The organism is Shewanella sp. SM68 (assembly GCF_025653925.1).
Lineage (GTDB): Bacteria > Pseudomonadota > Gammaproteobacteria > Enterobacterales > Shewanellaceae > Shewanella > Shewanella oncorhynchi.
Window position 1 is genome coordinate 1 of sequence record NZ_JAKKRU010000020.1, and the last position, 23,696, is coordinate 23,696.

General features: G+C 48.6%; 29 protein-coding genes and 2 pseudogenes. 9 read left to right on the forward strand and 22 right to left on the reverse strand.

The window, feature by feature from the left end; all coding sequences use genetic code 11:
* Positions 1 to 415: pseudogene (locus tag L5M40_RS21430) on the forward strand (replication protein RepA); the annotation flags it as partial.
* Between the two features lie 226 nt (positions 416 to 641).
* On the opposite strand, the gene L5M40_RS21435 reads toward L5M40_RS21430, so the two are convergent.
* The 4 genes from L5M40_RS21435 to L5M40_RS21450 all read right to left on the reverse strand — a co-directional run bounded on the left by L5M40_RS21435 (position 642) and on the right by L5M40_RS21450 (position 2,774).
* Positions 642 to 1,001 (reverse strand): hypothetical protein, encoded by a 360-nt coding sequence (locus L5M40_RS21435; protein WP_263257214.1) that lies wholly within the window; start codon positions 999 to 1,001, stop codon positions 642 to 644.
* 186 nt (positions 1,002 to 1,187) lie between these two features.
* Positions 1,188 to 1,493: a hypothetical protein gene (locus L5M40_RS21440; RefSeq protein ID WP_263257215.1), complete on the reverse strand. Its 306-nt coding sequence runs from the start codon at positions 1,491 to 1,493 to the stop codon at positions 1,188 to 1,190.
* Positions 1,494 to 1,510: 17 nt separating this feature from the next.
* A complete protein-coding gene (locus tag L5M40_RS21445) occupies positions 1,511 to 2,287 on the reverse strand; it encodes a ParA family protein (protein WP_263257217.1) in 777 nt (258 codons plus the stop codon).
* An 88-nt stretch (positions 2,288 to 2,375) separates the two neighbouring features.
* Positions 2,376 to 2,774, reverse strand: a complete 399-nt coding sequence (locus L5M40_RS21450) for a hypothetical protein (RefSeq protein WP_263257219.1) — start codon at positions 2,772 to 2,774, stop codon at positions 2,376 to 2,378.
* A gap of 490 nt (positions 2,775 to 3,264) precedes the next feature.
* Between L5M40_RS21450 and L5M40_RS21455 the strand changes: the two genes are divergently transcribed.
* The 3 genes from L5M40_RS21455 to L5M40_RS21465 are packed head-to-tail and all read left to right on the forward strand — an operon-like array spanning position 3,265 to position 4,266.
* Entirely contained in the window at positions 3,265 to 3,510 is a 246-nt protein-coding gene (locus L5M40_RS21455; protein WP_263257221.1) for a hypothetical protein, read from the forward strand.
* The gene (locus L5M40_RS21460; protein WP_263257222.1) at positions 3,497 to 4,015 is read left to right on the forward strand and encodes a metal-dependent hydrolase; all 519 of its coding nucleotides are present in this window, start codon (positions 3,497 to 3,499) and stop codon (positions 4,013 to 4,015) included. Before L5M40_RS21455 ends, L5M40_RS21460 begins: the two co-directional genes overlap by 14 nt.
* A gap of 44 nt (positions 4,016 to 4,059) precedes the next feature.
* On the forward strand, positions 4,060 to 4,266 hold the full coding sequence (locus L5M40_RS21465) for a hypothetical protein (RefSeq protein WP_263257223.1): 207 nt from the start codon (positions 4,060 to 4,062) through the stop codon (positions 4,264 to 4,266).
* A gap of 87 nt (positions 4,267 to 4,353) precedes the next feature.
* Here L5M40_RS21465 and L5M40_RS21470 read toward each other — a convergent pair whose 3' ends face one another.
* Positions 4,354 to 4,914 (reverse strand): tetratricopeptide repeat protein, encoded by a 561-nt coding sequence (locus tag L5M40_RS21470; RefSeq protein WP_263257224.1) that lies wholly within the window; start codon positions 4,912 to 4,914, stop codon positions 4,354 to 4,356.
* A gap of 455 nt (positions 4,915 to 5,369) precedes the next feature.
* Between L5M40_RS21470 and L5M40_RS21475 the strand changes: the two genes are divergently transcribed.
* Both L5M40_RS21475 and L5M40_RS21480 read left to right on the forward strand, forming a co-directional pair.
* On the forward strand, positions 5,370 to 5,723 hold the full coding sequence (locus tag L5M40_RS21475; protein ID WP_263257225.1) for a hypothetical protein: 354 nt from the start codon (positions 5,370 to 5,372) through the stop codon (positions 5,721 to 5,723).
* Between the two features lie 73 nt (positions 5,724 to 5,796).
* Positions 5,797 to 6,000, forward strand: a complete 204-nt coding sequence (locus tag L5M40_RS21480; protein WP_263257227.1) for a hypothetical protein — start codon at positions 5,797 to 5,799, stop codon at positions 5,998 to 6,000.
* Here the strand turns inward: L5M40_RS21480 and L5M40_RS21485 are convergent.
* Both L5M40_RS21485 and L5M40_RS21490 read right to left on the reverse strand, forming a co-directional pair.
* A complete protein-coding gene (locus tag L5M40_RS21485) occupies positions 5,993 to 7,282 on the reverse strand; it encodes an LlaJI family restriction endonuclease (RefSeq protein WP_263257228.1) in 1,290 nt (429 codons plus the stop codon). The two genes, L5M40_RS21480 and L5M40_RS21485, sit on opposite strands and share 8 nt — an antisense overlap.
* Before the next feature lie 4 nt (positions 7,283 to 7,286).
* Positions 7,287 to 8,783, reverse strand: coding sequence for an AAA family ATPase (locus tag L5M40_RS21490; protein WP_263257229.1), 1,497 nt, complete (start codon positions 8,781 to 8,783; stop codon positions 7,287 to 7,289).
* Between the two features lie 77 nt (positions 8,784 to 8,860).
* Between L5M40_RS21490 and dcm the strand changes: the two genes are divergently transcribed.
* A complete protein-coding gene (gene dcm / locus L5M40_RS21495) occupies positions 8,861 to 10,147 on the forward strand; it encodes a DNA (cytosine-5-)-methyltransferase (RefSeq protein WP_263257230.1) in 1,287 nt (428 codons plus the stop codon).
* Between the two features lie 186 nt (positions 10,148 to 10,333).
* On the opposite strand, the gene L5M40_RS21500 is transcribed toward dcm, so the two are convergent.
* From L5M40_RS21500 to merT, 13 genes and pseudogenes are all read right to left on the reverse strand, one after another.
* Positions 10,334 to 10,681, reverse strand: a complete 348-nt coding sequence (locus tag L5M40_RS21500; RefSeq protein ID WP_263257232.1) for a type II toxin-antitoxin system RelE/ParE family toxin — start codon at positions 10,679 to 10,681, stop codon at positions 10,334 to 10,336.
* A 1-nt stretch (position 10,682) separates the two neighbouring features.
* On the reverse strand, positions 10,683 to 10,940 hold the full coding sequence (locus L5M40_RS21505; RefSeq protein ID WP_263257233.1) for a type II toxin-antitoxin system Phd/YefM family antitoxin: 258 nt from the start codon (positions 10,938 to 10,940) through the stop codon (positions 10,683 to 10,685).
* Between the two features lie 525 nt (positions 10,941 to 11,465).
* Entirely contained in the window at positions 11,466 to 11,762 is a 297-nt protein-coding gene (locus L5M40_RS21510; RefSeq protein WP_263257234.1) for a hypothetical protein, read from the reverse strand.
* 1,470 nt (positions 11,763 to 13,232) lie between these two features.
* Complete coding sequence (locus L5M40_RS21515; RefSeq protein ID WP_263257235.1) at positions 13,233 to 13,556, reverse strand: recombinase family protein; 324 nt, start codon at positions 13,554 to 13,556, stop codon at positions 13,233 to 13,235.
* Positions 13,557 to 13,594: 38 nt separating this feature from the next.
* Complete coding sequence (locus L5M40_RS21520) at positions 13,595 to 16,567, reverse strand: Tn3 family transposase (protein ID WP_248114727.1); 2,973 nt, start codon at positions 16,565 to 16,567, stop codon at positions 13,595 to 13,597.
* A gap of 2 nt (positions 16,568 to 16,569) precedes the next feature.
* On the reverse strand, positions 16,570 to 17,127 hold the full coding sequence (locus L5M40_RS21525) for a recombinase family protein (RefSeq protein ID WP_008902871.1): 558 nt from the start codon (positions 17,125 to 17,127) through the stop codon (positions 16,570 to 16,572).
* A gap of 129 nt (positions 17,128 to 17,256) precedes the next feature.
* The gene (locus L5M40_RS21530; RefSeq protein WP_000993245.1) at positions 17,257 to 17,469 is read right to left on the reverse strand and encodes a DUF3330 domain-containing protein; all 213 of its coding nucleotides are present in this window, start codon (positions 17,467 to 17,469) and stop codon (positions 17,257 to 17,259) included.
* A 65-nt stretch (positions 17,470 to 17,534) separates the two neighbouring features.
* A complete protein-coding gene (gene merE, locus L5M40_RS21535) occupies positions 17,535 to 17,771 on the reverse strand; it encodes a broad-spectrum mercury transporter MerE (protein ID WP_001087807.1) in 237 nt (78 codons plus the stop codon).
* Positions 17,768 to 18,133, reverse strand: coding sequence for a mercury resistance co-regulator MerD (gene merD, locus L5M40_RS21540; protein ID WP_001277466.1), 366 nt, complete (start codon positions 18,131 to 18,133; stop codon positions 17,768 to 17,770). The genes merE and merD overlap by 4 nt, the downstream gene beginning before the upstream one ends.
* 17 nt (positions 18,134 to 18,150) lie before the next feature.
* Complete coding sequence (gene merA / locus L5M40_RS21545; protein ID WP_000209296.1) at positions 18,151 to 19,836, reverse strand: mercury(II) reductase; 1,686 nt, start codon at positions 19,834 to 19,836, stop codon at positions 18,151 to 18,153.
* Between the two features lie 38 nt (positions 19,837 to 19,874).
* Complete coding sequence (gene merC / locus L5M40_RS21550) at positions 19,875 to 20,300, reverse strand: organomercurial transporter MerC (RefSeq protein ID WP_000522996.1); 426 nt, start codon at positions 20,298 to 20,300, stop codon at positions 19,875 to 19,877.
* 27 nt (positions 20,301 to 20,327) lie between these two features.
* The gene (merP, locus tag L5M40_RS21555) at positions 20,328 to 20,603 is read right to left on the reverse strand and encodes a mercury resistance system periplasmic binding protein MerP (RefSeq protein ID WP_000732275.1); all 276 of its coding nucleotides are present in this window, start codon (positions 20,601 to 20,603) and stop codon (positions 20,328 to 20,330) included.
* Positions 20,604 to 20,618: 15 nt separating this feature from the next.
* Positions 20,619 to 20,966: pseudogene (gene merT, locus L5M40_RS21560) on the reverse strand (mercuric ion transporter MerT); the annotation flags it as partial.
* Here merT and L5M40_RS22655 point away from each other — a divergent pair.
* Positions 20,914 to 21,060, forward strand: a complete 147-nt coding sequence (locus L5M40_RS22655; protein WP_371131454.1) for a pentapeptide repeat-containing protein — start codon at positions 20,914 to 20,916, stop codon at positions 21,058 to 21,060. The pseudogene merT and the gene L5M40_RS22655 sit on opposite strands and share 53 nt — an antisense overlap.
* 40 nt (positions 21,061 to 21,100) lie before the next feature.
* Entirely contained in the window at positions 21,101 to 21,556 is a 456-nt protein-coding gene (merR, locus tag L5M40_RS21565; RefSeq protein WP_001166628.1) for an Hg(II)-responsive transcriptional regulator, read from the forward strand.
* Positions 21,557 to 21,963: 407 nt separating this feature from the next.
* On the opposite strand, the gene L5M40_RS21570 is transcribed toward merR, so the two are convergent.
* Complete coding sequence (locus L5M40_RS21570; protein ID WP_011711661.1) at positions 21,964 to 22,440, reverse strand: DM13 domain-containing protein; 477 nt, start codon at positions 22,438 to 22,440, stop codon at positions 21,964 to 21,966.
* Positions 22,441 to 22,513: 73 nt separating this feature from the next.
* Positions 22,514 to 23,542, reverse strand: coding sequence for an IS30-like element ISShes10 family transposase (locus tag L5M40_RS21575; protein WP_011711660.1), 1,029 nt, complete (start codon positions 23,540 to 23,542; stop codon positions 22,514 to 22,516).
* Positions 23,543 to 23,696: the final 154 nt, after the last annotated feature.

Below are 23,696 nucleotides of genomic sequence, written 5' to 3' on the forward strand. Positions count from 1 at the left end.
AAACACCGAAAAAGCGGTGCATACGGGGATGTTATTGCGAGCCATGTACGATGGAGACGCGGATCTGGTTGAGTTAATGGCCGATGAAACCCTGTGGGATCTATATCGTTTGGACTATCAAGTGTTGGTCAGTCTGCGAGTACTGGAAAAATTGCCCCGTGCAGAGGTCGCACAGTGTCTGTATTTGTATTTCACGTCTTTACCCGAGAATCCTCACCCCGTTTCATTTGAGCGCCTTAGAGAGCGTTTAAGGCTTGAAACGTCCAAAAAAGAAGCAAATAGGAAGATTAAGACCGGTATTAAGAAGTTGGAATCAATTGGCTACCTGTCTGGCAGCTTCGCCATAAAGAACGGCAAGCAATACTATCTGATTGATCGCCGTTATAAGAAACTGGAAGCTACTTTAATGAGCTAAATTTTGATAATGTAACTTTATCAAATCTTAGCTCCGGTCTTATATTATAGGTTTTAATTTCATCGATTTTACAGATGAAATTATTTACATATCGTTGGATCACTAACTACTTTTAATGATTTACATTGTGGACACATAATTCCAAGCTTTATCTTTCTACAGAACTTATTTTTACAACTTTTACAGATAAAAAAATATGGTGGCCCTGGGAAAAATGTAGACATGACTACTTCCTTTTTAGGACTAATCTATCTTCTGACTGCTCAACAATACTGTAGTTTCTAAGAGTAGTTAGAACAGCTACACTGCCAGCAGCAAGTGCTATAGATATTGCTGAAGTCGTTGCTGACACCCCCAATATACCAAGAGCACTAGCTCCCACTAAACCACTTACTGGGGCGCCGGTACCACCAGTTGTAATTAATATAGTTACAGCAACACCTATCGCACCAAATGCTATCACCCAAGCAACTTTACCAGTTGCTTTTATTTTCACAATCTTACGTATTAAGTCACCTTCTATCTCAATGGTATCCTGATTATTCTTTAGAGCTTGCCCTAAATCTGCTTCATTGCTAATGGCCATCAATAATCTCCTTTCCTTGGGTGTTAATATTGCCTATCAAAATATCTAAGTTTAACTCCATCGTAACCAACAATATCCGTCAGTTTGCAACAACAAACAATCAACAATTTAGCCAGTAGTAAAACATTATGAATTTCATCTAGATTGAGCATAGAAATATAGTTCTAATTTCATTCAAAAAATAGATCAAGTCACATCATTGATTGAACGGACCAACGCCTTGGTATTGATCTTATCTCGCATACTGATCAGGCCACGAAATAGCTTTGCCGCAGTCACATTCTTACCCGATTCTGCCTCTAAGGCTTCCAGCCATAAATTCAGTTCTGCTCTATCATTTTCCGTTAATCGCAACGGCATGGGTGACGTACCCGTGGTGATATTACGGCGGGTTGAAACCGTGGTGATTTTCTCTTGTGGCTTTGGGCTTTCTTGGGGTTCTTTAACAGACTTACGTCTATCTAACCCAGTCACACCAGCTAATTTTTTCATATTATGTATTACACTTGTTATACATTAAGGCGTTGCATGACTTCTTTAGCCAGGCTCTTGTAATCCGTTAGCGTGAGGCTGCTTGGCTTGTAGCTCAGCAAGGTTTGGCCGCTCACACTGGCCTGTCCAATATCTTCCGAACGGCGAATCGTGGTCGCTAATACTTTGCCTTCGAGTGAGGCTAATTGCTCATCGAGGAAGTTATTAATCAGCTTATTGGCCTTGGCGAACTCGTTACGAAAGACCGCATAGTTTACTTGATCGGTTTCTTTCACTTCTTCTAAAGCATCGAGAAGATCAGCCAAACCATTGAGTGAGAATGAACCTCCATCAACGGGGATCAGGAACATATCAGCGGCCATCATGGCGTTAACCGATGTCAGGCTAAGGTTAGGCGGGCAATCTAAGATAACTATGTCAAAGTCGTTTGCTATGGCTTCAAGCTGCTTGGATAAAATGCGTTCGCGGTGGACTTTGGTGAGGCTCTGTTCAATCACGCGGCTTAGGCGAATATCCGTTGGGCAAATACACAGATTAGCGATAGCTTCACCGTTAGATTGAGCCGGCATGATGGCCTGTTGAATAGGACACTTTTTCGAGGACTCGAATACATCGGTGATCGAGTGTTCAAATTCGTATTGGCCGCCTGTCATCACGACTGTTAAATTTGCCTGGGGATCTAAATCAATCACCAGAACCCGTTTACCTTCATGCGCTAATTGCGCGGATAGGTTGATCACTGTGGTGGTTTTACCTACGCCACCCTTCTGATTAATCACTGCTAGTGTTTTCACTGCACACCCTCGACTAAAAATGTAGGACAAATGTAATACATTTAAGTGATTATGTATAGCTAATAAAAACACCAATATAATGAATAATCTAATTTTTTAATAGAAAATCCGAGATTGCTCTTTCGCAACCAGAGTACGTTAATGACTGCTTAGCAATGTCAACTCCTGATGTATCATTATCAATTTTCACAGCTCTGGTAAGGACTGCTTCATGTGTTAAATATATCGCTTCGTTAGCCGCTATTGCTGCGATCTGTGCAGTTGCATACCCATTAGCAACAAGTACATTTGCTGCTTTACTGAATACTTTATCTGCATTTGGATAGTCTTTAGCTAGGCGCATGATAGAAGTACAGCCGAGTACCTTTGATGTGGTGACAATGTCAGCTTTAGCAATTGCATAATTGCAAGAAAGTAGAGATAGAATGATGAAGATGCTAGTGAGAACTTTTCGCATAATACTATGATTATAAAATAAAAAATTCATTATACTTTTCCGATATTTTTAATCAAAAATATAACCTCATACCGTGATCTTTGAGCCAACTATCAACCACTTTAACGCCCACAGCCACACAGAGTGAAAATGTATTACATTTGAAATACATAAACCTTTTAAAACACTTGAGATCCCTACAAATCGTCATCTAACTACCCGAGATTAACGAACGTTTTTTTAGCACAGTTTCCGATCCTGCTCTAACCTTATAGAAGGTGTTTTTTGTCCCCCCTTATGCTTCGCAAAAATTTATCATTTTTGACCGAAAATAAACACGGGACACCCGAACATGCAAGGACGCAGCCTATGCGCTTTCTGAAACTGAAAAGCACTGCACCTCGTGCCGCTTATAAGCATACTCTTATTGTTGATGCGCCTCGCCATCATTGCTATGTGTGACGATCAAAAAGCCCCTGTACTTAACGATTATTTAAAAAAATAGCCTTTTTACCAAAATCCTAATAAGCGAGGGAACGCTATGAAAACCATTCGTTGGAAACGAGTCATCATCTATAGCTCAATCACTAGCGCTGTATTTTACATTACCGCTTTTGCCTATTTTTGGTTACAGCCAGAACTCCCCATGCATTGCATGAATGACTTGAGCGAACTTGCCGCTATAGCAGAACAAGAATACCGAGAAGGAAGGACAACGACATTCACTAAAGATATGTACTTCAACGACGAAACCCAGCAATGGTGCTATTTCGATGAAGTGGATTAACCACACACTTATCGCTGGCAGTATTTGTGCGGTAATTTCACCGATCCATGTTGCGCCTGTGGTCATTGGTGCCACCGCGCCCGATTGGATGGAATGGGTGGTGAAACTCACTGGCCGCCATATAAAACACCGAGGGCCAACGCACATCCTCACTCACTGGCTTATCGCAGCGCTAGCGACCACATTTCTATTCGATTTTTACGGCATGTTAACCGCTTTTGCCTGGGGTGGATTTTCCCACATCATCACCGATGCCATGACAGTCACCGGCGTGCCTTTTTCCCCTTACAGCGACCGACGTTTTCACTTGTTCGGTGGCCGCTTTCGCACTGGTGATCCGGTCGAATATGCCATCAGTTTTATGGTAGTCGTGCTGTGTATTCTGTTAATGAAACTGATCGGTGATAGTGGATTTATCCCATTTTTTTATGATTGGGCGGGTTTTTACGATAAAGGAATTATTGATACTTATGAGTGGAAACAGAATAGATTCAGGATGTTATAAATAAAATGTATTACGTTTGAAATACATCACCACAAGGATTGTGTATGACTTGCCACCAGATTTGCGCTTTAGTGAATGATTCCGTGTGCATGAATTTATGTATATTGGATCTTAACCCAAGGGGTTATTACCTCGTCGAACGTGGCAAATTCTGGCAACTTTGCCATCAAGATTTAAACCATCCAGTAGCCGAAATCGATATCAACGACCATCACAAACTAGAACGGATCTCGATACTGCTAGCCAAATAACTTGATTCTGTTACGTTATCAAATGACATTGGTGAAACGTGGAGCGAACAGGCGCGGGATTGCCGCACATGCTCAAACGTAAAGTCGTTATTTTGGCTGATACTTCTCAAAATATTGCGTTGCTAATTCCTGCGCAGAAATTAAATCGTCTGGCGAGAGAAGATTAGCCATGTCATCGCGGGAGGAGAGCGCGATTTCGTATCCGTTAGCGGCCGCGGCTGAGTACCACGCATAGGCTTGCTTGTAGTCCCGCGGCACGCCGTTGGCTTGGCGGTACATACGTGCGAGGAAGTACTGAGCCATGGCATAGCCCTGCTCGGCGGCTTTTGTATACCAGTGCAACGCTTGCTTGTAGTCCCTCGGCACGCCGTCGCCTAGGCGGTACATATTCCCGAGGCCGAACTGGCCATCGGCATGGCCCTGCTCAGCGGCTTTTCGATACCAGTGGAACGCTTGCTTGTAGTCCATCGGCAAGCTGTAGCGGTACAGACTCCCGAGGAAGCTCTGCGCAGCGGCATCGCCCTGCTCAGCGGATTTTTTAACCTCCACTAAAGGCACCTTCGCCCAATCCTTGGCTTGCACAGCCACTGGCGTCACGCTTAGCAAGGCAGTTAATGCCACTGCGATAAAACTCCATTTCGTTTTCATATCAATCCAGATCAGTAATTTGGTTAACATTGTCGTTGATTTGACGAAGAATGTTTGTGTTCCCGTTAGTGCTTTTGCCGATCCCCACTTTACCGTCTTATTGTTCGGTTAATTAGGCGCTGAGATTGCGCGCTTTTAGATTTGCTATGCGGTTGCCGTTATTCGGTGAAACGTGAAGCGGATTTCCCCATATTCTTACCGATGCAATTAGAGCGGATCTCGATACTGCTAGTCAAATAACTTGATTCTGTTATTCAAAAATGACGATCTGTCACACTAAGACGTCCCTCGTGTGACAAAAACAAAAATCAAAAATAACTCCATGAAAAAACTATGTTTAATATTTAAAAATCACTTAAATGTAATACAAATGAACTTCATTTGAAATACAATAAATTTGATTTAGTAACGAAATCATTTTATAATGAACAAAATTTCTACTGGTGATAAGTCCCATGAATAGCTATCTCAAAGCATTTGGAAACCTTTTTGAACTCGGCTTTAAGCTGAGCGAATACCCGTTTTTAGTTGATCAGAGTGATGACAACGATATGTGCCCAAGTTTCCATTTTGAGCTTGATAGCGCCTATTACATTTTGTGGGTTGACCACTGCGCAGTCGAAAAGCGCGAAGATGAAAGCAATTGTCGCTATACCGTGGTTGAAGCGGAGAACTTGGGTGATGACGAATATCCTGAGCTACAGACGAAAGCGGGCCCCGCGCTAGTCGAACTAGAAGCCGTGGCCGATATTGTGCTTTACCTTAATGAGCTTAAAAGCCGATTTAGTGCAGTACAAATCAATCATTAATGAGACTTATCGACCGTAGATATCACAAGTAAATTCGTTGATAATTGAATGGTTAAACACCTAGGACTTAGTTATGCAAACCACCTATGAAGAAGAATATCTCGACTATCAAATTTATATCGAACCTAATCCAGATCCAAACAATGAAGGTTTTGAATGGGCTATCTGTAAAGACGGTTCGGAATGGGATGGCGGCCTTGAGTACTCCATCGAAGAAGCGCTAAAGGCGGCACAGAAGGCTGTAGATTTGCGACAAGGAACAGCTGTCGCTAGCTAACAGCTGACTCGACAGGCGAGTACCAAAGAGGTTGATTTTTAAGCTTTTGGCCCTTTATATATGTACTAATAACGTCATTTGGACAGATGTAATAACACGTTATGGGCGGATAGGTAGCATCTAGCAAAGTGCTATCACTTTGTTTACGCATATGAATAGATTTTATTGGCCCTTGCTCACCAGGGAAAATAAAAGCGTTATTGACCAAAGCCCCTGACGGTATGATTGATTTTAACGCTGTGACATAGAAAAACTGCTTAACCAAATCCTCCCATTTCGGTACTGATTCAATTGAATGAGCACCGTAATACTTTGCATCAATTACACAGTAATGCTCATGTTCAGGTTGCTTAACAACGATATCAGTACGTTGCCCATTTCGATTGGCCTCGACGACTTTAACATGGCCATGGTTGTCTAACATCTTATAGCACGGTTTAGGTAAGAGCTTATTTACATCAATTACATGATCTAAAACCTTACTTAGCATGTGTTCCCACATTACATGAAATGAACGAATTCCCATGATTTCAACCGATGAATCTCGACCTATTTCACTTGCAATAAAGCGTCTTAAGTTTGAGAGCAATCTAATGTCACGATCTGAGTAAACATTATTCATTTCTTTTGCAATAAGGCTAAGTTGATTATTTTTACTTAACTTACAACGATCAACCAGCTTCAATTGAAGTAATGAATTTGACGCATTAGAGAATAACCAGCCAAACCTTTCAAACAATATCGTTAATATCTCTGCGTGAATTTTAGAAATTTCATTGTCTTGATTAAAATGCTGTTTTTTCCCATGTATATCAAAGTAAACCGGACCTCGGTTGCTCAAAAATGCTATCGAATTAGATATCGTTTTTTTCCAGTCAGGTTTGCCTGTATTTTTTACACTTACAGAATACTTATGAGTATACAACCCATTTTTTTGGAAATCCGTTACCAACTCAATAATCAGGCCTAATTGTGAATCGCCGATAAGCTCACTACCTTCATCATTCGCATTTTTTATGCTATTGGATATTAGTGAGTAACGGTAAATAGCCTGTATGAGTTGTGAAGCCTGAGATTTAAGCGATTTTTCATCGCTGTTGTTGAGTGTAGCGTTGCGGGGTGAAAACACATGCGCAATGCCATCAGCAACTATCAACCCACAAAACTTCACGCTTTTATCTTTATCAGAAAGTAAGAAGTGCTTACTTAGCTCCAGCTTAATCTTTGCAGGCAGAGAGCCAAGATACGACCGGTCATGATATACGCGTAATTGGTGTTCCATCTGCTTAAGCCTCAGCAGGGGTTAAAGGCTCAACTAATTTATGTAATTCAATGATAATGGAGTCACTAAAGACCATTTCGTTAGCATTAATACCTTTAATAAGTTGATATAATGTTGGATATTTATCAGTATTGAAAATACTTTCACGATGGGCATGCCTTAATACATCCTCCCAAAGATACATAGCCAACTTACCAGCAAGGGTAGCCTGTGAATTTTGAAGTTCATTTTCATTAACGAACCAAGGACCTAACAGTCTATCTTCCGGTATTTGTACCCCTGCAAGCTGATTATTAATGACTTTAGAAAGGTTTTCCCATGACACTGTCAAAGTATCAGCACCAGCATTAAGATTAAAATGACCACGAGGGTATGTATCACTTTCGATACTGACATACTCAAACTGCCAACGACGCTTAAATGCAGAATCCATCGGCATCACAGCTTGATCACTGCTGTTCATCGTGGCTAACAGTGATAGATTACTTGGTAAAATTAACCTTCCTCTGTCCAATAAAGATGGGCAGTTATTTTCTAAATAGTGCTTAAAGTCCATATCCACTACATCGATTGCATACTGACTTCTGCCATCATCTCTACGATCTAAAAGTTGGAAAATATCGCCAAATACAGCAGCGGCTGCGGCACGATTAATTTCTTCGATGATGAGATAAAAATGTGCTTCTGTATCACTAACAGCTTTAACTAACGCCAACGTAAATGGACCAGGTCTAAATTGATAACTAATGTCACTACCATTCATACAAGGTTTTAAACAACCTACAAAATCACTATATTGCGTTTCGGAATGAAAAACTGTCCTAATACTGTTTTCCTCAGGCGCTAATTCATCAATTTTATGGCTTTTACCCGTACCTGGCGCACCATAGTAAATTTTATTAATCCCTAATCCACTAGGTACAAAACTATTAAATTCTTTATATCCAACATCAAAATATTTTATCAAATCACTTAAAAGATTAATTGTTTTTAATATATTGCCATCACTAAATGGCATAGAATCATCTAATGAAGGTTTCATTTCAATATTATTAGCATAATGACTTAACCTAGATAAAATATTAAAAAATAATTTAGACTGTTCTGAACCTAATACTTGCGCTCTAACATCTTTTACATGCATATCACAAATTGCACGTACAGCCTTTTCAAAATAAACCCACTTACTTGGCAATAACAAGTCCGCATTTTCAGTATCATGTATAATACGATTCATACGTACTGTTTCAGAACTATCTTTCAGCACCTTACGCGGTAATTTGTTACATATTTCAATATAGTTCTTAACTTTGGCATTATCATTTAAATCAATTAAGAAATTTTTTAAAGACTCAAAACCAATGTCATGTACTTTACCTGTTGAGTTTGTCAACTGTGCATAAGCACCTGAATCAAAAAGTTTAACATTAAATTTTGAAACAGCATTTGCAGCTAATACTTTATTTTTAAAATCCATATATTCAGTGGCATTCATGGCCATAGTGACTCCATTACTTGTTTGTAATCATATATACTGCTAGTATCCGGGTATAAAACCGGATAACTCAATTAAATCTAATGAACGAACATACAACTAATACTGCAGAATATATCAAGAAAACCAGAAAAAACCTTGGTTTAGATCCAATAGAATTTGCAAATTTACTGGGAATGAATGCAACAGGCGAAAGAACGGTAAGAGGCTGGGAATCAGGAGAACACAACCCAAGCCCTAAGAAATGGCTCGACATCACAATGCTTGAGCAAAAAATGAACGAAAAACTAAATTCAGCCCCTTTCAGTCATGATCCCCTAACAAAGGTAAAATTTAAATTTATTGACCTCTTTGCAGGTATTGGCGGTATACGGCTCCCATTTCAAAAATTAGGCGGCAAATGCGTGTTCACGTCAGAGTGGGATAAATTTGCCCAAAAAACCTATCTAGCCAACTACGGTGAAATGCCCAAAGGCGATATCACCCAAATACCGACAAAAGACATTCCTGATCATGATATTTTATTAGGTGGTTTCCCCTGTCAGACTTTTTCACAAGCCGGATTAAAAAAAGGATTTAGTGACACTCGAGGCACCATGTTCTTTGAAATTCAACGAATACTTGCGGACAAAAAACCTAAAGCATTTCTACTTGAAAATGTGAAGCAACTTAAAGGACATGACAAAGGCAGAACATTAAAAACGATCCTGGCAATATTGAGAGGGGAACACTCACAAGATATACCAACAGATATACCTATGAGTGCAGATGCCCGTCATGCATTAGCTGAAAAATTAAACTATTGGGTTGATGTAAGAGTATTAAGAGCTGCTGATTTTGGCGTCCCACAAAATAGGGAGCGTGTTTTTATCGTAGGCTTCGACAAAAATCATTACAAGCATATCGATTTTGATAAAGCCTTTACTTGGCCAACACCGCCCAAATCACCGACAAGATTAGGTGAGATTCTTGAAGATTTAAGTCAATTACCCGAATCACAAGACAAGTTTACTATTTCAGATAGATTATGGGCTGGTCATCAAAAGCGCAAAGAAGAACATAAAATCAAAGGTAATGGATTTGGTTATTCACTGTTTAATGATAAAAGTGAATATACCAGTACAATAAGCGCAAGATACTATAAAGACGGCTCAGAAATTCTTATAGATCAAAGCACTTTAGGAAAAAATCCACGAAAATTAACACCAAGGGAGTGTGCACGATTACAAGGCTTCCCTGAAAACTTTATCGTTGATGCTGTATCACAGGGACAAATTTATAAGCAGTTTGGTAACTCTGTTTGTATGAAAGTAATCGAGGCTGTCGCAGAGCAGATGGTTAAGACAATGACTGAGTGCGAAGGTAATTAACACCGCGACACGTCTTGCTGCCACCCACTTAAAAGGCTTTTAGAGGAGGACTGCAAAAGGCTTTTTTCTTTCAATGATTGTAAGATACTTATATTATTCTTCTTAAAAAACTCCATAGATAAACGAAATAATGTAATACTTTTCAATAAAAAAGTATTACATTTGAAATACACAAATAAGTGAATATTACTTATAAACCAAGCAATGATTGATCAACTGATTCTGTATACTTTGTCGTTGGCTCAAAAAAAGTAACACTGTAATCAGGGCTTCACCACTAACGTAGCTAACCTCGTACAGTATTCTAAAGTCCTCTTTTATCGCATGTCTTACGTGAGTAACGCCAAGCTCAACTAACTCTTGGCATAGTGAATGGCTCAGAGGATTTTGCGTAACGGATGCTTCAAAGGCATCAATAACGGCCTCAATTCTCTCGATAACCGCAATCTCTTCATTCCATTGAGAATAGTGAGATATAGCACTATCTACGGTGTCTTCAAATGTCTTGGTATATTCAAGTTTCACCATAGACATACTACTTATCCTTTAAAGCGAGTTTACGATCCGCCAAGCGTCCCTTGAAAGTACTTGATGACATTGTGCGACCATTTTGTTGGTCACTTTTCGCAAAACTGACCAGCTTGAGTAAAGCAATCGCTTCATCGCGTCGATTTCTATCTGCTACCGACTCGATAACATAAGCAGGGACACCATTTTGAGTAATAATCATCGGCTCATCGAGTGGCAAGCTCGCAGCATTTTTCTTCAAAAAACTGATAGTTTCTATGTTCATAGGTTTGTACCGGGCTGATTGACAGGGAATAAGATAGCCATATTGACTAGGTCATAATCATATCACAGACAAACAAAAAGACTAAATATAGACCAAATATAGACTTTGTTTATATAAAATAGTCGAACAACTTGAAACTGTTACTTCTTTCAAATTAATTTAATAGCATTGCGCTATTTTTTAGATAGTAAATTTTGAACGGGCATTTTTGCAATGCAAAAAAGTGCCCGTTCAAATGTTTCAGGTTAATTCCAATAACAAGCACCATTATTACATCTCAAAACAAGGCGTTGATGCGTGGCAAGTCCTCTTTTCCTTTTTTGCTGTTATTTTCCACTCGGGTGAGACAACGGCACGGGGGTTCTCCGCATCACGAGCACTCCCCTGTTAACCCCCCCCCGCGCCTTGCGCTCTAGGTGAAATTAAAAACTTCACCTAGAGCGCGAAACATCAAGCTTTGTAACGCTTTCATTGTTCAGATTTCATTGTACAAATTGAAGCAATAAACTCTGTCAAACGGGATCGCTAAAACACCACCTTTTCACTCAAAAAAAACCAATCGATATACACCGAATTGAACCTAAAACAGTCAGAAAAATTTTGCATTGCAAAAAATAACGACTCATCCCAAGCATTCATCACTAAGCTATGTCGTTCCTCACTCAGCACCTGCAGATAGATTTCCGTGGTCTTGCTGTCAGTGTGCCCCATGAGTTGACTGATTACATGTGGCGGTACCGGAGGATTCGCCGTGACCATTGCCACCCCAAAACCATGCTGTAGCTCTTTACCTATTGATTGCGTTTCAACATCACCAAGCAATATCATCCGCCATAACAGACTGATGTAGAGTGATTAACGGGCACGAGTTCTAGCTTAACAACCATTAGGAAATTTATGGATAATGCTGAATAAAGGTGTAGGCAACGCACACCTAATAAACACGAAACTCAACGTTGAACAGGAAATTCCAAACGTTGAGAATGGCTCTTAATTGCTTTGTTAAAAACTGTATGAGCCCGCAAAGCCTTTGCCACTGCTTTAAAGGCACAGTGTTGAGGGTGAAGAAGGGATCAAAAGCCAAGCTTTTGCCCCGCGCGAGCTGCTTTACGCGCTGGCGGTGCTACCTTACAACGGTTGGGACGTTTTGAGGGCCTAGATCTACCGCCAGTTTAAAACCGCAATAAACGAACGAAATAAACCACCATATAACCCGAACAAAACAAACGATTTAAAATAGGTTTATTCCGAACGCCAAAAAACGAAAAAAAGCAAAAAACACCTTTTCCCCGAACAAGACCATCGATCCGAACAGATCCACACCGCAAACGCGAAAACCTGCGTCAAAATCACTTGAAAAAATTACAAAATCAAATATACAAACAGAGAAATGCAGAGCTGAAGGTAGCCGCCCCACCGGCTTCGGGTGTGGCATACGCATTCAAGGATGGGAGAGCCCCGCGGCTGATGTTCAGATGTTACCGACGGAAAACTCTTTGCAAATCAAAAATGAATAAAAGAGTCTAGCTGAATAAAATAATTGAGCAAAAAAAGCGCTCAATTTAGAGCGCTTGGCATTAAGGGATACGTCCCTTAATAATTCCAATTACCGCTTACTGTTAGGAGTTCTAGAAACTATTTCCCAAGAATGCCCTGGTTTGCTTGTTGGAGGAGCTATACGATTATCAGGTATGGTAGCGTAATTTTCTTGTCTTCCGCCTCTAGGGCCGATTTCTTGATAAATACCACCATTGTTACCAGGGTTTTGACCAGGCTTAATTGTAGTCATTTCAGATACCTCATAAATTTTAGTATTCATAATTATGAGGCAAATTACTTGTTCAGGGTGTTGCCGATACTAAAGCTATATTCTATAGTACCTGCAACGGGATCCCGTTAACCTTCTAAGTAAAACAAGTAAATCGCCTTGCGATGTACATCCCTGTGACTAAGGTTCATTAACATTGCAGTGTTTATGCTCCTTAGTCGCTATCCATTAGCAAGTAAGAACACTATATCTAGTGACTTGCTCTTACTCAAACAACAAGATAGTGTGGTTTATTACCATTTGCAAGTCCTGGTTTCAGGGGAAATCTTGTGGATATCTTGTGATTAATCCTTACTGTTAGTAATGGCTAACCTGTAGAATTAATCACTTAAAGAGTTCATATGGATACGGTTAATATTTATGCGATTTGACAAGTAATATTTATCGCCAACTTTTTAGTATTTAGACAACTTCGCATTAATCCTAACGCCTAACCAAGATGAAGGATCACTGCCTGTTAACTGTCAGATCCGCATTTCTAGCTGGTCGCGTTCGCGTAAACTGTGGCGCTTGATGTAATCATTCACAGTCGTTGACGGTTCATCGATCAACTTGGCAATAGAACGGATACTCAAGCCCTTATCTAAATAGCTTTCAATCGCTTTTCGATGCTTATCTAACTTGGTCTTTTCTGCCTGGCCGGTAGGGCGGCCCAGTTTCATACCTGCAGCCTTACGAGCGGCTAATGCCTCTTTGGTACGTAGGGAAATAAACTCGCGCTCAATCTCTGCCGCCAAACCTAACACGGTTGCGGTGATCCGACTCTGCATAGAGTCATCGAGGATCATTTTTTGGGGTCGTCTCAGAAAACGGAAAATAAAGCACGCTAAGCCGGTGGCAGCGGTCGCAATGGCCTGAACTTCCCCGCACCGACCTTGGCACTGCTGCGCCATAGGTAATCGCCGGTCAGGTTGATATGCTCCCACCCCAGCGGGGACAGATATTGCAGCAACGTGTCGTCCAGCGCCATGCCGTGGGCACGCAAAGCACTGGTGGCACGCTCCAGATAGACCGTGTTCCACAACACGATGGCCGCCGTCACCAGATTGAGGCCGCTGGCCCGGTAGCGCTGCTGCTCAAAACTGCGGTCGCGGATTTCACCCAATCGGTAGAAGAAGACCGCCCTGGCCAGCGCGTTGCGCGCCTCGCCCTTATTCAGCCCCGCATGGACGCGGCGGCGCAGCTCCACGCTTTGCAGCCAATCCAGAATGAACAGCGTGCGCTCGATGCGCCCCAGCTCGCGCAGGGCGACGGCCAAGCCGTTTTGGCGCGGATAGCTGCCGAGCTTGCGCAGCATCAGCGAGGCCGTCACCGTGCCCTGCTTGATCGAAGTGGCCAGCCGTAGGATTTCATCCCAATGAGCGCGAATAGCCTTGATGTTCAGCCTGTCGCTGCTAATCATCGGCTTGAGTGCATCGTAGGCAGTATCGCCCTTGGGAATGAACAGCTTGGTGTCGCCCAGGTCGCGGATGCGCGGCGCGAACCGGAATCCCAGAAAGTGCATCAGGCCGAACACATGATCGGTGAAGCCCGCCGTGTCGGTGTAGTGTTCCTCGATACGCAAGTCAGACTCGTGGTACAGCAGGCCATCGAGCACATAAGTCGAGTCGCGCAAGCCGACGTTGACCACCTTGGCGCTGAAGGGCGCGTATTGGTCGGAGATATGGGTATAGAACGTCCGCCCAGGGCTACTTCCATACTTCGGATTGATATGCCCGGTGCTCTCTGCCTTGCTGCCGGTTCGGAAGTTCTGGCCGTCCGACGATGACGTGGTGCCGTCGCCCCAGTTTCCGGCGAAGGGTTGTCGATACTGTGCGTTCACCAGCTCGGCCAGCGCCGTCGAATAGGTTTCGTCGCGAACGTGCCAGGCTTGCAGCCAAGACAGCTTGGCGTAGGTGGTGCCAGGGCAGGACTCGGCCATCTTGGTGAGCCCAAGATTGATACCATCAGCCAGAATCGTCGTCATCAGCAAGGTTTTGTCCTTGGCCGTGTCGCCGGTCTTCAGGTGTGTGAAGTGGCGCGTGAAGCCCGTCCATTCATCGACCTCCATCAGCAACTCGGTGATCTTGAGGTGCGGCAGCAACATCGCCGACTGGTCAATCAAGGCTTGCGCGGCGTCTGGCACCGCTGCGTCCAGCGGCGTTATCTTCAGGCCCGATGCAGTGGTGATGATGGCGTCCGGTAAGTCGTTGGTCGCCGCCATGCGGTTGACTGTGGCGAGTTGCGCCTCCAATAATTCCAGTCGGTCATGCAGATATTGGTCGCAGTCGGTGGCCACGGCCAGTGGCAATTCGCTGGCCAGCTTCAAGGTGGCGAACTTCTCGATCGGCACCAGGTATTCGTCGAAGTCCTTGAACTGACGCGAACCCTGCACCCAAACATCACCAGAGCGCAGTGCGTTCTTCAGCTCCGACAGGGCGCATAATTCGTAGTAACGCCGGTCAATACCCTCGTCGGTCAGAACCAGCTTTGCCCAGCGCGGCTTGATGAATGCGGTTGGCGCATCGGCGGGCACCTTGCGCGCGCTGTCGCTGTTCATGCCGCGCAGCACGTCGATGGCATCGAGCACACCCTTGGCGGTGGGCGCGGCGCGCAGTTTGAGCACGTCCAGGAACTGCGGCGCATAGCGGCGCAGCGTGGCGTAACTCTCGCCGATATGGTGCAGGAAATCAAAATCTGCAGGCCGCGCCAGCGTTTGCGCCTCGGTGACGCTGGCGGCGAAGGTGTCCCACGGCATGACCGCTTCGATGGCGGCGAACGGATCGCCGCCGTTTTGTTTGGCTTCAATCAGCGCCTGACCGATGCGCCCATACATCCGCACCTTGTCGTTGATCGCCTTGCCGGAAGCCTGGAACTGCTGTTGATGCTTGTTCTTGGCCGCATTGAACAGCTTGCCGATGATGCGGTCGTGAAGGTCGATGATTTCATCAGTGACGGTGGCCATGCCTTCGATGGCCAGTGCTACCAAGGTGGCGTAACGCCGCTGCGACTCGAACTTGGCCAGGTCGGCGGGCGTCATCTGGCCGCCCTCGCGGGCGATCTTGAGCAAGCGGTTTTGGTGTACCTGCCGTTCGATGCCAGCAGGTAGGTCAAGCGCTTGCCAGGCTTTGAGGCGTTCGATGTGTTCAAGCATGTGGCGCGAGTTAGGCTTGGCGGGCGATTGGCGCAGCCACGCTAGCCACGTCATTTTGCTACCATCCTTGCGCTTGAGCAGTTCGTCCAGGCGCTGGCGATGGACAGGTATCAAGGAATCGGCCAATGCCGCATGGATGCTCCGGTTGGCACGGGTAATGGCCTCGGCGCTTGCGCGCTCGATGGCATTCATGGCGGGTAGGATGATGCTCTGCCGCCGCAGGTTTTCAACAAGGGTGCTGGCCAGCACAATGCCTTTGTCTGTTTGCAAGGCCAGTTCGGTCAATGTATGCACGGCTTGCCGGTAGTGACTCATGGTGAAGGGCTTGAATCCAAACACCGTTTGCAGCTCGACCAAGTGCTCCCGCCGTGTCTGCTCGCGCTGGCCGTAATCGTTCCAGCTTTCCACCGGCACCTTGAGTTGTGCGGCCACCATGCGCAGCAGGGGCGGAAATGGAGGTTCATCGACGCCCAAGAAGATGCCAGGGAATCGCAAGTAGCAAAGCTGCACGGCGAAGCCCAATCGATTCGCGGCACCGCGACGCTGACGGATCACCGACAGGTCGGTTTCGTTGAACGTGTAGTGCCGTATCAGTTCGTCTTTGGCATCTGGCAGTGCCAGCAGACTTTCGCGCTCGGTGGCGGACAGGATTGAGCGGCGTGGCATGGTCAGTCCGCCCGCAGGTACTGGTACAAAGTTTCGCGGCTGATGCCGAAGTCACGGGCCACCAAAGTTTTTTGGTCGCCTGCTGCAACTCGCCGTTTCAACTCGGCAATTTGTTCGCTGTTCAGCGATTTCTTTCGTCCCCGGTAGGCACCGCGCTGCTTGGCCAGCACGATTCCCTCGCGCTGACGTTCGCGGATCAGGGCGCGCTCGAACTCAGCAAAGGCTCCCATGACCGACAGCATCAGATTGGCCATCGGTGAGTCCTCGCCGGTAAACGTCAGCCCTTCTTTGACGAACTCCATGCGCACGCCTCGTTGTGTCAGCCCTTGGACGATGCGGCGCAGGTCATCAAGGTTGCGTGCCAACCTGTCCATGCTATGCACCACCACGGTGTCGCCCTCGCGGACGAAGGCCAGCAGCCTTTCAAGTTCGGGACGTTGTGTGTCCTTGCCTGAAGCCTTATCGGTGAATACCTTGCCGACTTCTATTTGTTCCAGTTGTCGATCAGGATTCTGGTCGAAGCTGCTGACGCGGACGTAGCCGATACGTTGACCTTGCAAGATGCCTCCAAAGGTAAAAATGTCAGGATGAAATCTATTACCCTTGGCTGAATGTGTCAATAAATATAAATTCATACTCTACTCTGACGTTGTTTGTGCTCAACATCTGACATCAGGTTAGGGTATGCCTCAATCTGACGGCTGCGAACCGCCAGGGACAGGCGCAATGTCAGATTCTGTCGCGGCCTTGGCGCGTGCCTGGAAGCGTTCATAGCAATCCAGCCCGCAGAAATGTTCGACGTATTCCGCGCCTTCCGGGGTGAAGGCGGCATCGAGCGGAATTTCTTTGCAGCATACGCAGCAGGTGGTGCAACTGGCAGTGTTCGGGGCGTTTGCGTTCATGGTGGTACTCCTCCAGATTGGTAGCGAAGCTCAAAGCTGCCCACTCTCGGCTGGCTGGGAAGCGGTCATGATCTTCCCTTGAAGGCCCGCAGCAGCCGCGTCACAGACAGGACAAACAAGCCGGTCAGCGTGAGGGCTGCAATACCCCAGTGCTCCCCGATGAACGCGCCGGCCGTCGTGCCGGCTAGCACAATGGCGAGAATCGGCAAATGGCAGGGACAGGTGAGCACGGCCAGCGCGCCCCACAAGTAGCCGGTGATCGGTTTGTGCGTCTCAGACGGCAAGTGCTCTGGGCTGTTCATGGCAGACTCTCCGCGTGCTGTGCCGGTTCGGTTGGCATGGCGGCCAGTTGCATTTCGAGGCTGGCCAGGGCCTCGCGCCGACGCTCGACGAGTTGCCGCAACACGGCAAGCTGCGCAGACGCACCGTCACCGTCCGCAGCATCCAGCGCCCGGCACAGCCGCGCCAGTGCGTCCAGGCCGATACCCGCTTCGAAGGCAGCCCGTACAAAGCGCAGCCGTTGCAACGCGGTGTCATCGAACAAGCCGTAGCCGCCCGTGGTGTACGCGACCGGCCGTAGCAATCCGCGCAGCAGGTAGTCGCGCACGATATGCACGCTCACCCCGGCATCAAGGGCCAGCCGGGACACTGTGTAGGCGCTCATTGAACACCTCCTTTTCCTCATCCGGCGCAGCACGAAAGCTGCTTCACGTCCTTGCTGAAGGTCTGCGCCGCGAGCTTCAGCCCTTCGACCATGGTCAGGTAGGGGAACAATTGGTCGGCCAGTTCCTGCACGGTCATACGGTTGCGAATGGCGAGCACCGCCGTCTGGATCAGTTCACCCGCTTCCGGGGCCACCGCTTGCACGCCGATGAGCCGTCCGCTACCTTCCTCGATGACCAGCTTGATGAAGCCGCGTGTGTCGAAGTTGGCAAGCGCACGCGGCACGTTATCCAGTGTTAGCAGGCGACTGTCGGTCTCGATCCCGTCGTGATGTGCTTCCGCCTCGCTGTAGCCCACGGTGGCGACCTGCGGGTCGGTGAACACCACGGCCGGCATTGCGGTCAGGTCCAGGGCCGCATCGCCGCCAGTCATGTTGATCGCCGCACGAGTGCCGGCCGCTGCCGCCACATAGACGAACTGCGGCTGGTCGGTGCAGTCGCCGGCCGCGTAGATGTTCGGGCTACTGGTGCGCATGCCCTTGTCGATGACGATGGCCCCCTGCGCATTGACGGCTACCCCCGCCGCTTCCAATGCCAGGCTGCGCGTGTTCGGTGTCCGGCCGGTGGCGACCAGCAGCTTGTCGGCGCGCAATTCACCGTGCGTGGTGGTCAGCACGAATTCACCGTCCATATGGGCGACCTGGCTGGCTTGCGTGTGCTCCAGCACCTCGATGCCCTCGGCACGGAAAGCGGCTGTCACCGCCTCGCCGATGGCCGGGTCTTCACGGAAGAACAAGGTATTGCGCGCCAGGGCCGTGACCTTGCTGCCCAGCCGGGCAAAGGCTTGCGCCAGCTCCAGCGCCACCACCGACGAGCCGATTACGGCAAGGCGTTCGGGAATGGTGTCGCTCGCCAGGGCCTCGGTGGAAGTCCAGTAGGGTGACTCTTTCAAGCCCGGAATCGGCGGGACCGCCGGGCTGGCACCCGTGGCGACCAGGCAGCGGTCGAACATCACGACGCGCTCGCCACCCTCGTTCAAACTAACGATAAGGCTCTGGTCGTCCTTGAAACGCGCTTCACCGTGCAGAACGGTGATGGCTGAATTGCCGTCCAGGATGCCTTCGTACTTGGCATGACGGAGTTCTTCGACACGGGCCTGCTGCTGGGCCAGCAGCCGCTCGCGCAAGATCGTCGGCGGTGTGGGTGGCATGCCGCCGTCGAATGGGCTTTCCCGGCGCAGATGGGCGATGTGGGCGGCGCGGATCATGATCTTGGACGGCACACAACCGACGTTGACGCAGGTGCCGCCGATGGTGCCGCGCTCAATCAGCGTGACCTGCGCGCCTTGCTCGACGGCCTTCAGTGCTGCCGCCATCGCGGCTCCACCGCTACCAATGACGACGACCTGCAACGGGCGTTCGTTGCCACTGGGCTTATCAGCGGCCCCTATCCAGCCGCGCATCTTGTCGAGCAGGCCGGCGCGGTTGTCCGTCGGTGGCGCATCGGCAAGCGTTGCCTCGTAGCCCAGTCCGGCCACGGCGGTAGTCAGCGCATCCGATGACGTGCCCGCCTCAATGGCGAGTTGCGCTGTGCCCTTCGGATAGGACACCAGCGCCGATTGCACGCCGGGCACTTTCTCCAAGGCTTCCTTGACGTGAGCCGCGCACGAGTCGCAGGTCATCCCGGTGATTTTCAGGGTGGTCATGTATTTTTCCTTTTCTGTGGTGGCTACGGCTGTTGCCGTCAGCCACGTTGTTCTGGCAATTCACAGCTGTCCGGCCCGCAGCGGCGATGTGCTGGCGAGATGAAATCCCAGACCGACACCCCAACCATCAAGGCCAGGCCGACATAGAGCAGTCCACCGCTCTGCCAGCCGTAAGCCCGCATTAAAAACACCGCTGCCAGCACCAAGATCGGGCCTATCGTGCCGAGCGCCGTGCGTCGCCACTGTCGATGATTGAGCCAAGCGATAGCATTGGCGAGTAACGCGATGCCGGCGAACATCGGCAGCAGGATGCCAATGAATAGCCCCTCGTACTGGCTCAAGAAGCCCAGTCCGATGGCCGCGCCAAAGCTGGCGATGGCAGGAAAACAGGCGGCGCAGCCCATCGCGGAAACGACGCTGCCGAGCGCGCCGGTTTTGCCAGCGATGCGCGTGATGAGTCCCATGTGTCGCTCCCGAGTTCGGTTAACGGATCAGCGTTTGAGGCTGGACGGATAGCCCGCGTCCTCGGTCGCCTTGGTCAACTTCTGGACGTTGGTCTTGGCATCGTCGAAGGTGACGACGGCCTGGCGCTTGTCGAAACTTACGTCGGTCTTGCTCACGCCCTCAACCTTGGAAAGCGCGTGCTTGACAGTGATCGGGCAAGAGGCGCAGGTCATGCCAGGCACGGACAGCGTGACGGTCTGGGTGGCGGCCCACACGGGGGCAACAACGGCAGCGAGGGCGAGGGCGGCAAACAGTTTTTTCATGATGAACTCCTGTGATTAATAGAAAAATGGCATGACGTAGGGAAATCCGAGCGAGACCAGGACCAGCGCGGCCACGATCCAGAAAATGAGCTTGTAAGTAGCTCGCACTTGGGGAATCGCGCAGACCTCACCCGGTTTGCAGGCTTGCGCCGGGCGGTAGATGCGCCGCCAGGCGAAAAACAGCGCGACCAGCGCTGCGCCGATGAAGATCGGGCGATAGGGTTCCAGCACCGTCAGGTTGCCGATCCATGCCCCGCTGAACCCCAAGGCGATCAAAACCAGCGGCCCCAGGCAGCAGGCCGACGCAAGAATGGCGGCCAGCCCACCGGCGAAGAGCGCGCCGCGCCCGTTTTGTGGTTCAGACTTTTGTGGTTCAGACTTTTGTGGTTCAGACTTTTGTGGTTCAGACTTTTGTGGTTCAGACATACGCTTGTCCTTTCAAATTTGGTTTGGATAGCTTAAGCTTACTTCCGTAGTTATGTACGGAGTCAAGCGATATGCAAATTAATTTTGAGAATCTGACCATTGGCGTTTTTGCCAAGGCGGCCGGGGTCAATGTGGAGACCATCCGGTTCTACCAGCGCAAGGGCCTGCTGCCGGAGCCAGACAAGCCCTATGGCAGCATTCGCCGCTATGGCGAGGCGGATGTAACACGAGTGCGGTTCGTGAAATCGGCCCAGCGGCTGGGCTTTAGCCTGGACGAAATCGCCGAGCTACTGCGGCTGGAGGATGGCACCCATTGCGAGGAAGCCAGCGGCCTGGCCGAGCACAAGCTCAAGGATGTGCGCGAGAAGATGGCCGACTTGGCACGCATGGAGGCCGTGCTGTCTGAACTGGTGTGCGCCTGCCATGCGCGGAAAGGGAACGTTTCCTGCCCGCTGATTGCGTCACTGCAAGACGGAACGAAGCTCGCTGCATCGGCGCGGGGGAGTCACGGGGTGACTACGCCTTAGCGTGCTTTATTTTCCGAATTCTGAGACGACCCCAACTAGCGAAATGTTACAGATTTAATAGGGGTCTTAGTCTGCGAATCTTCATGGGAGACGGGACTAATCAGAGCCCTCGCTCTTGGATAACATTAGACGCTCGCGCGCAAAATTCCACCCATTCCGATAAGGCGGCGTATAGAGCCTTAGCGGCATCTGAGGTTGGCGCGTACTTATCTCTGTCGCAAGCCCATCTGGTGAACCGCTTCAGGGTATGCAGGCATCGTAGTCAGTGTCTGAGGGTCGGTTGAGGTCAATTTTGACTTCAAGAATCTAGACGTGGAGGGGAGGCCTCATGCCCGGCAAGACTTTAATTTCCATTGGCATGAGGCGCATGTTATTCGTGAACAGGCAAGATCCAAGTTTAAGCTTGTTTACTGATATTTTGCGGAGCCGATGAACTTAGAGAAATGCTCGCACCATATTTGGACCGTTGTAAACTCGTTGACGTTGACGCTTGCAGGAATGGTTTTCTTGAAATTCCCGAAGTTTTTCAATTCGCCAATCAGAATTGCTTCTTTCTTTATGTCCAAAAACGATTCTTTGTCGGTGGCTTGTTTCTTTGTCAGGTAAATTTTGTAGTCTGGACCAGGTGCTACATCACCTTTAAATACAATTTCGTTATCCGTAACAAAAAGTTGTCCATTCGCCCAGTGAAGGGCGTCGCTGCCTTTCTGATCTTTCTTGAACTCTCCGCTATACTTTGCCACCTTTTGCACTTCTTCAATTTCGGCGATGGTGGCGTTTTCTTGTGCTGTCAAAATCGGAAGTATATAGATCCCTAGCCCAACTCCCGCGCCAAACAGAGCCAGGTGGGACGCGAGCAGAATTATTTTTAATTGCTTTTTCATGGGTTGCCTCATGCAGTGAGTTATTTGGTGTGTCCATCATAATAGCTGGTTGCAGGATCTGAGTGCAACACGGTTATTGAATTGAAGCGGGAGCATCATGCCGCATCACCACGGCTTCTTGCATCACTTCGCCCATCACCTCGATCGGGCATTTGAAGTCGAAGCGTTTGCGCGGTCGCATATTCAGTTGCAAAGCGATGGCGTCCAGGGCTTCCTGACTATGCACCGACAAGTCCGTGCCCTTGGGCAGGTACTGGCGGATCAGTCCATTGATGTTCTCATTGCTGCCGCGTTGCCAGGGGCTGTGCGGGTCGCAGAAGTAGATCGCCACCCCGGTCCGCTGGGTGATCTCGGCGTGCCGCGCCATCTCCCGGCCCTGGTCGTAGGTCATGCTCTTGCGCACCGCCAGCGGCATGCCATTGAGCGCCGCACTGAAGCCCTCCAGCGCCGAGGTCGCCGTCGCGTCGGCCATCTTGATCAGCATCAGGTAGCCGCTGGTACGCTCCACCAAGGTGCCCACCGCCGAGGCATTGGCCTTGCCCTTGATCAGGTCGCCCTCCCAATGGCCTGGCATCAGCCGGTCTTCGACCTCCGGCGGGCGCACGTGGATGCTGAGCATTTCAGGGATCTGGCCGCGCCGATCGACGCCGCCAGAGCGCGGCCTGCGACTCGTCTTGCCCTGGCGCAGGCAGATGATCAGCTCCTTGCGCAGGCCACCGACCGGCAGGGCGTAGATCGCGTTATAGATCGTCTCGCGGCAGACGTAGGCCTCTCTGAGGCTGGGTATGTTCATGCTGCGCAGCTTGCCGGCAATCTGCTCGGGAGACAAACCCTCACGCAGCATATGGACGACCAGCTCGAAGCGCTCACTGCCCGGCAGCAGCTTGCACTGAGGCCTGCAGACCTGGCGGCGGACCTGCATCTGCTGCTGGGCAGCACAGGCCTGGTAGCGGGTGCCAGGGGCCCGGTTGCGGCGCAGCTCCCGGCTGATGGTCGAGGGGGAGCGGCCGAGCATCCGGGCAATTCGCCGCTGGCTGAAACCTTGGGCAAGGCCGAGTTGAAGGGTCGCACGTTCGGGGATACTGAGTTCGTGATAGGACATAGTGGCAGCACCGTACCGGAAAGGTCAGGTGTTGCACTCAGTTTTTGCGGCCGCCGTGCGTGATATGGCTTTGAGGGGAGGTAGTCGAAAGAATATTGGTATCTTTTGGGAGTTCTAAGTTTCGACCCGTCACTGGTAAATTCTGGCGCATAAG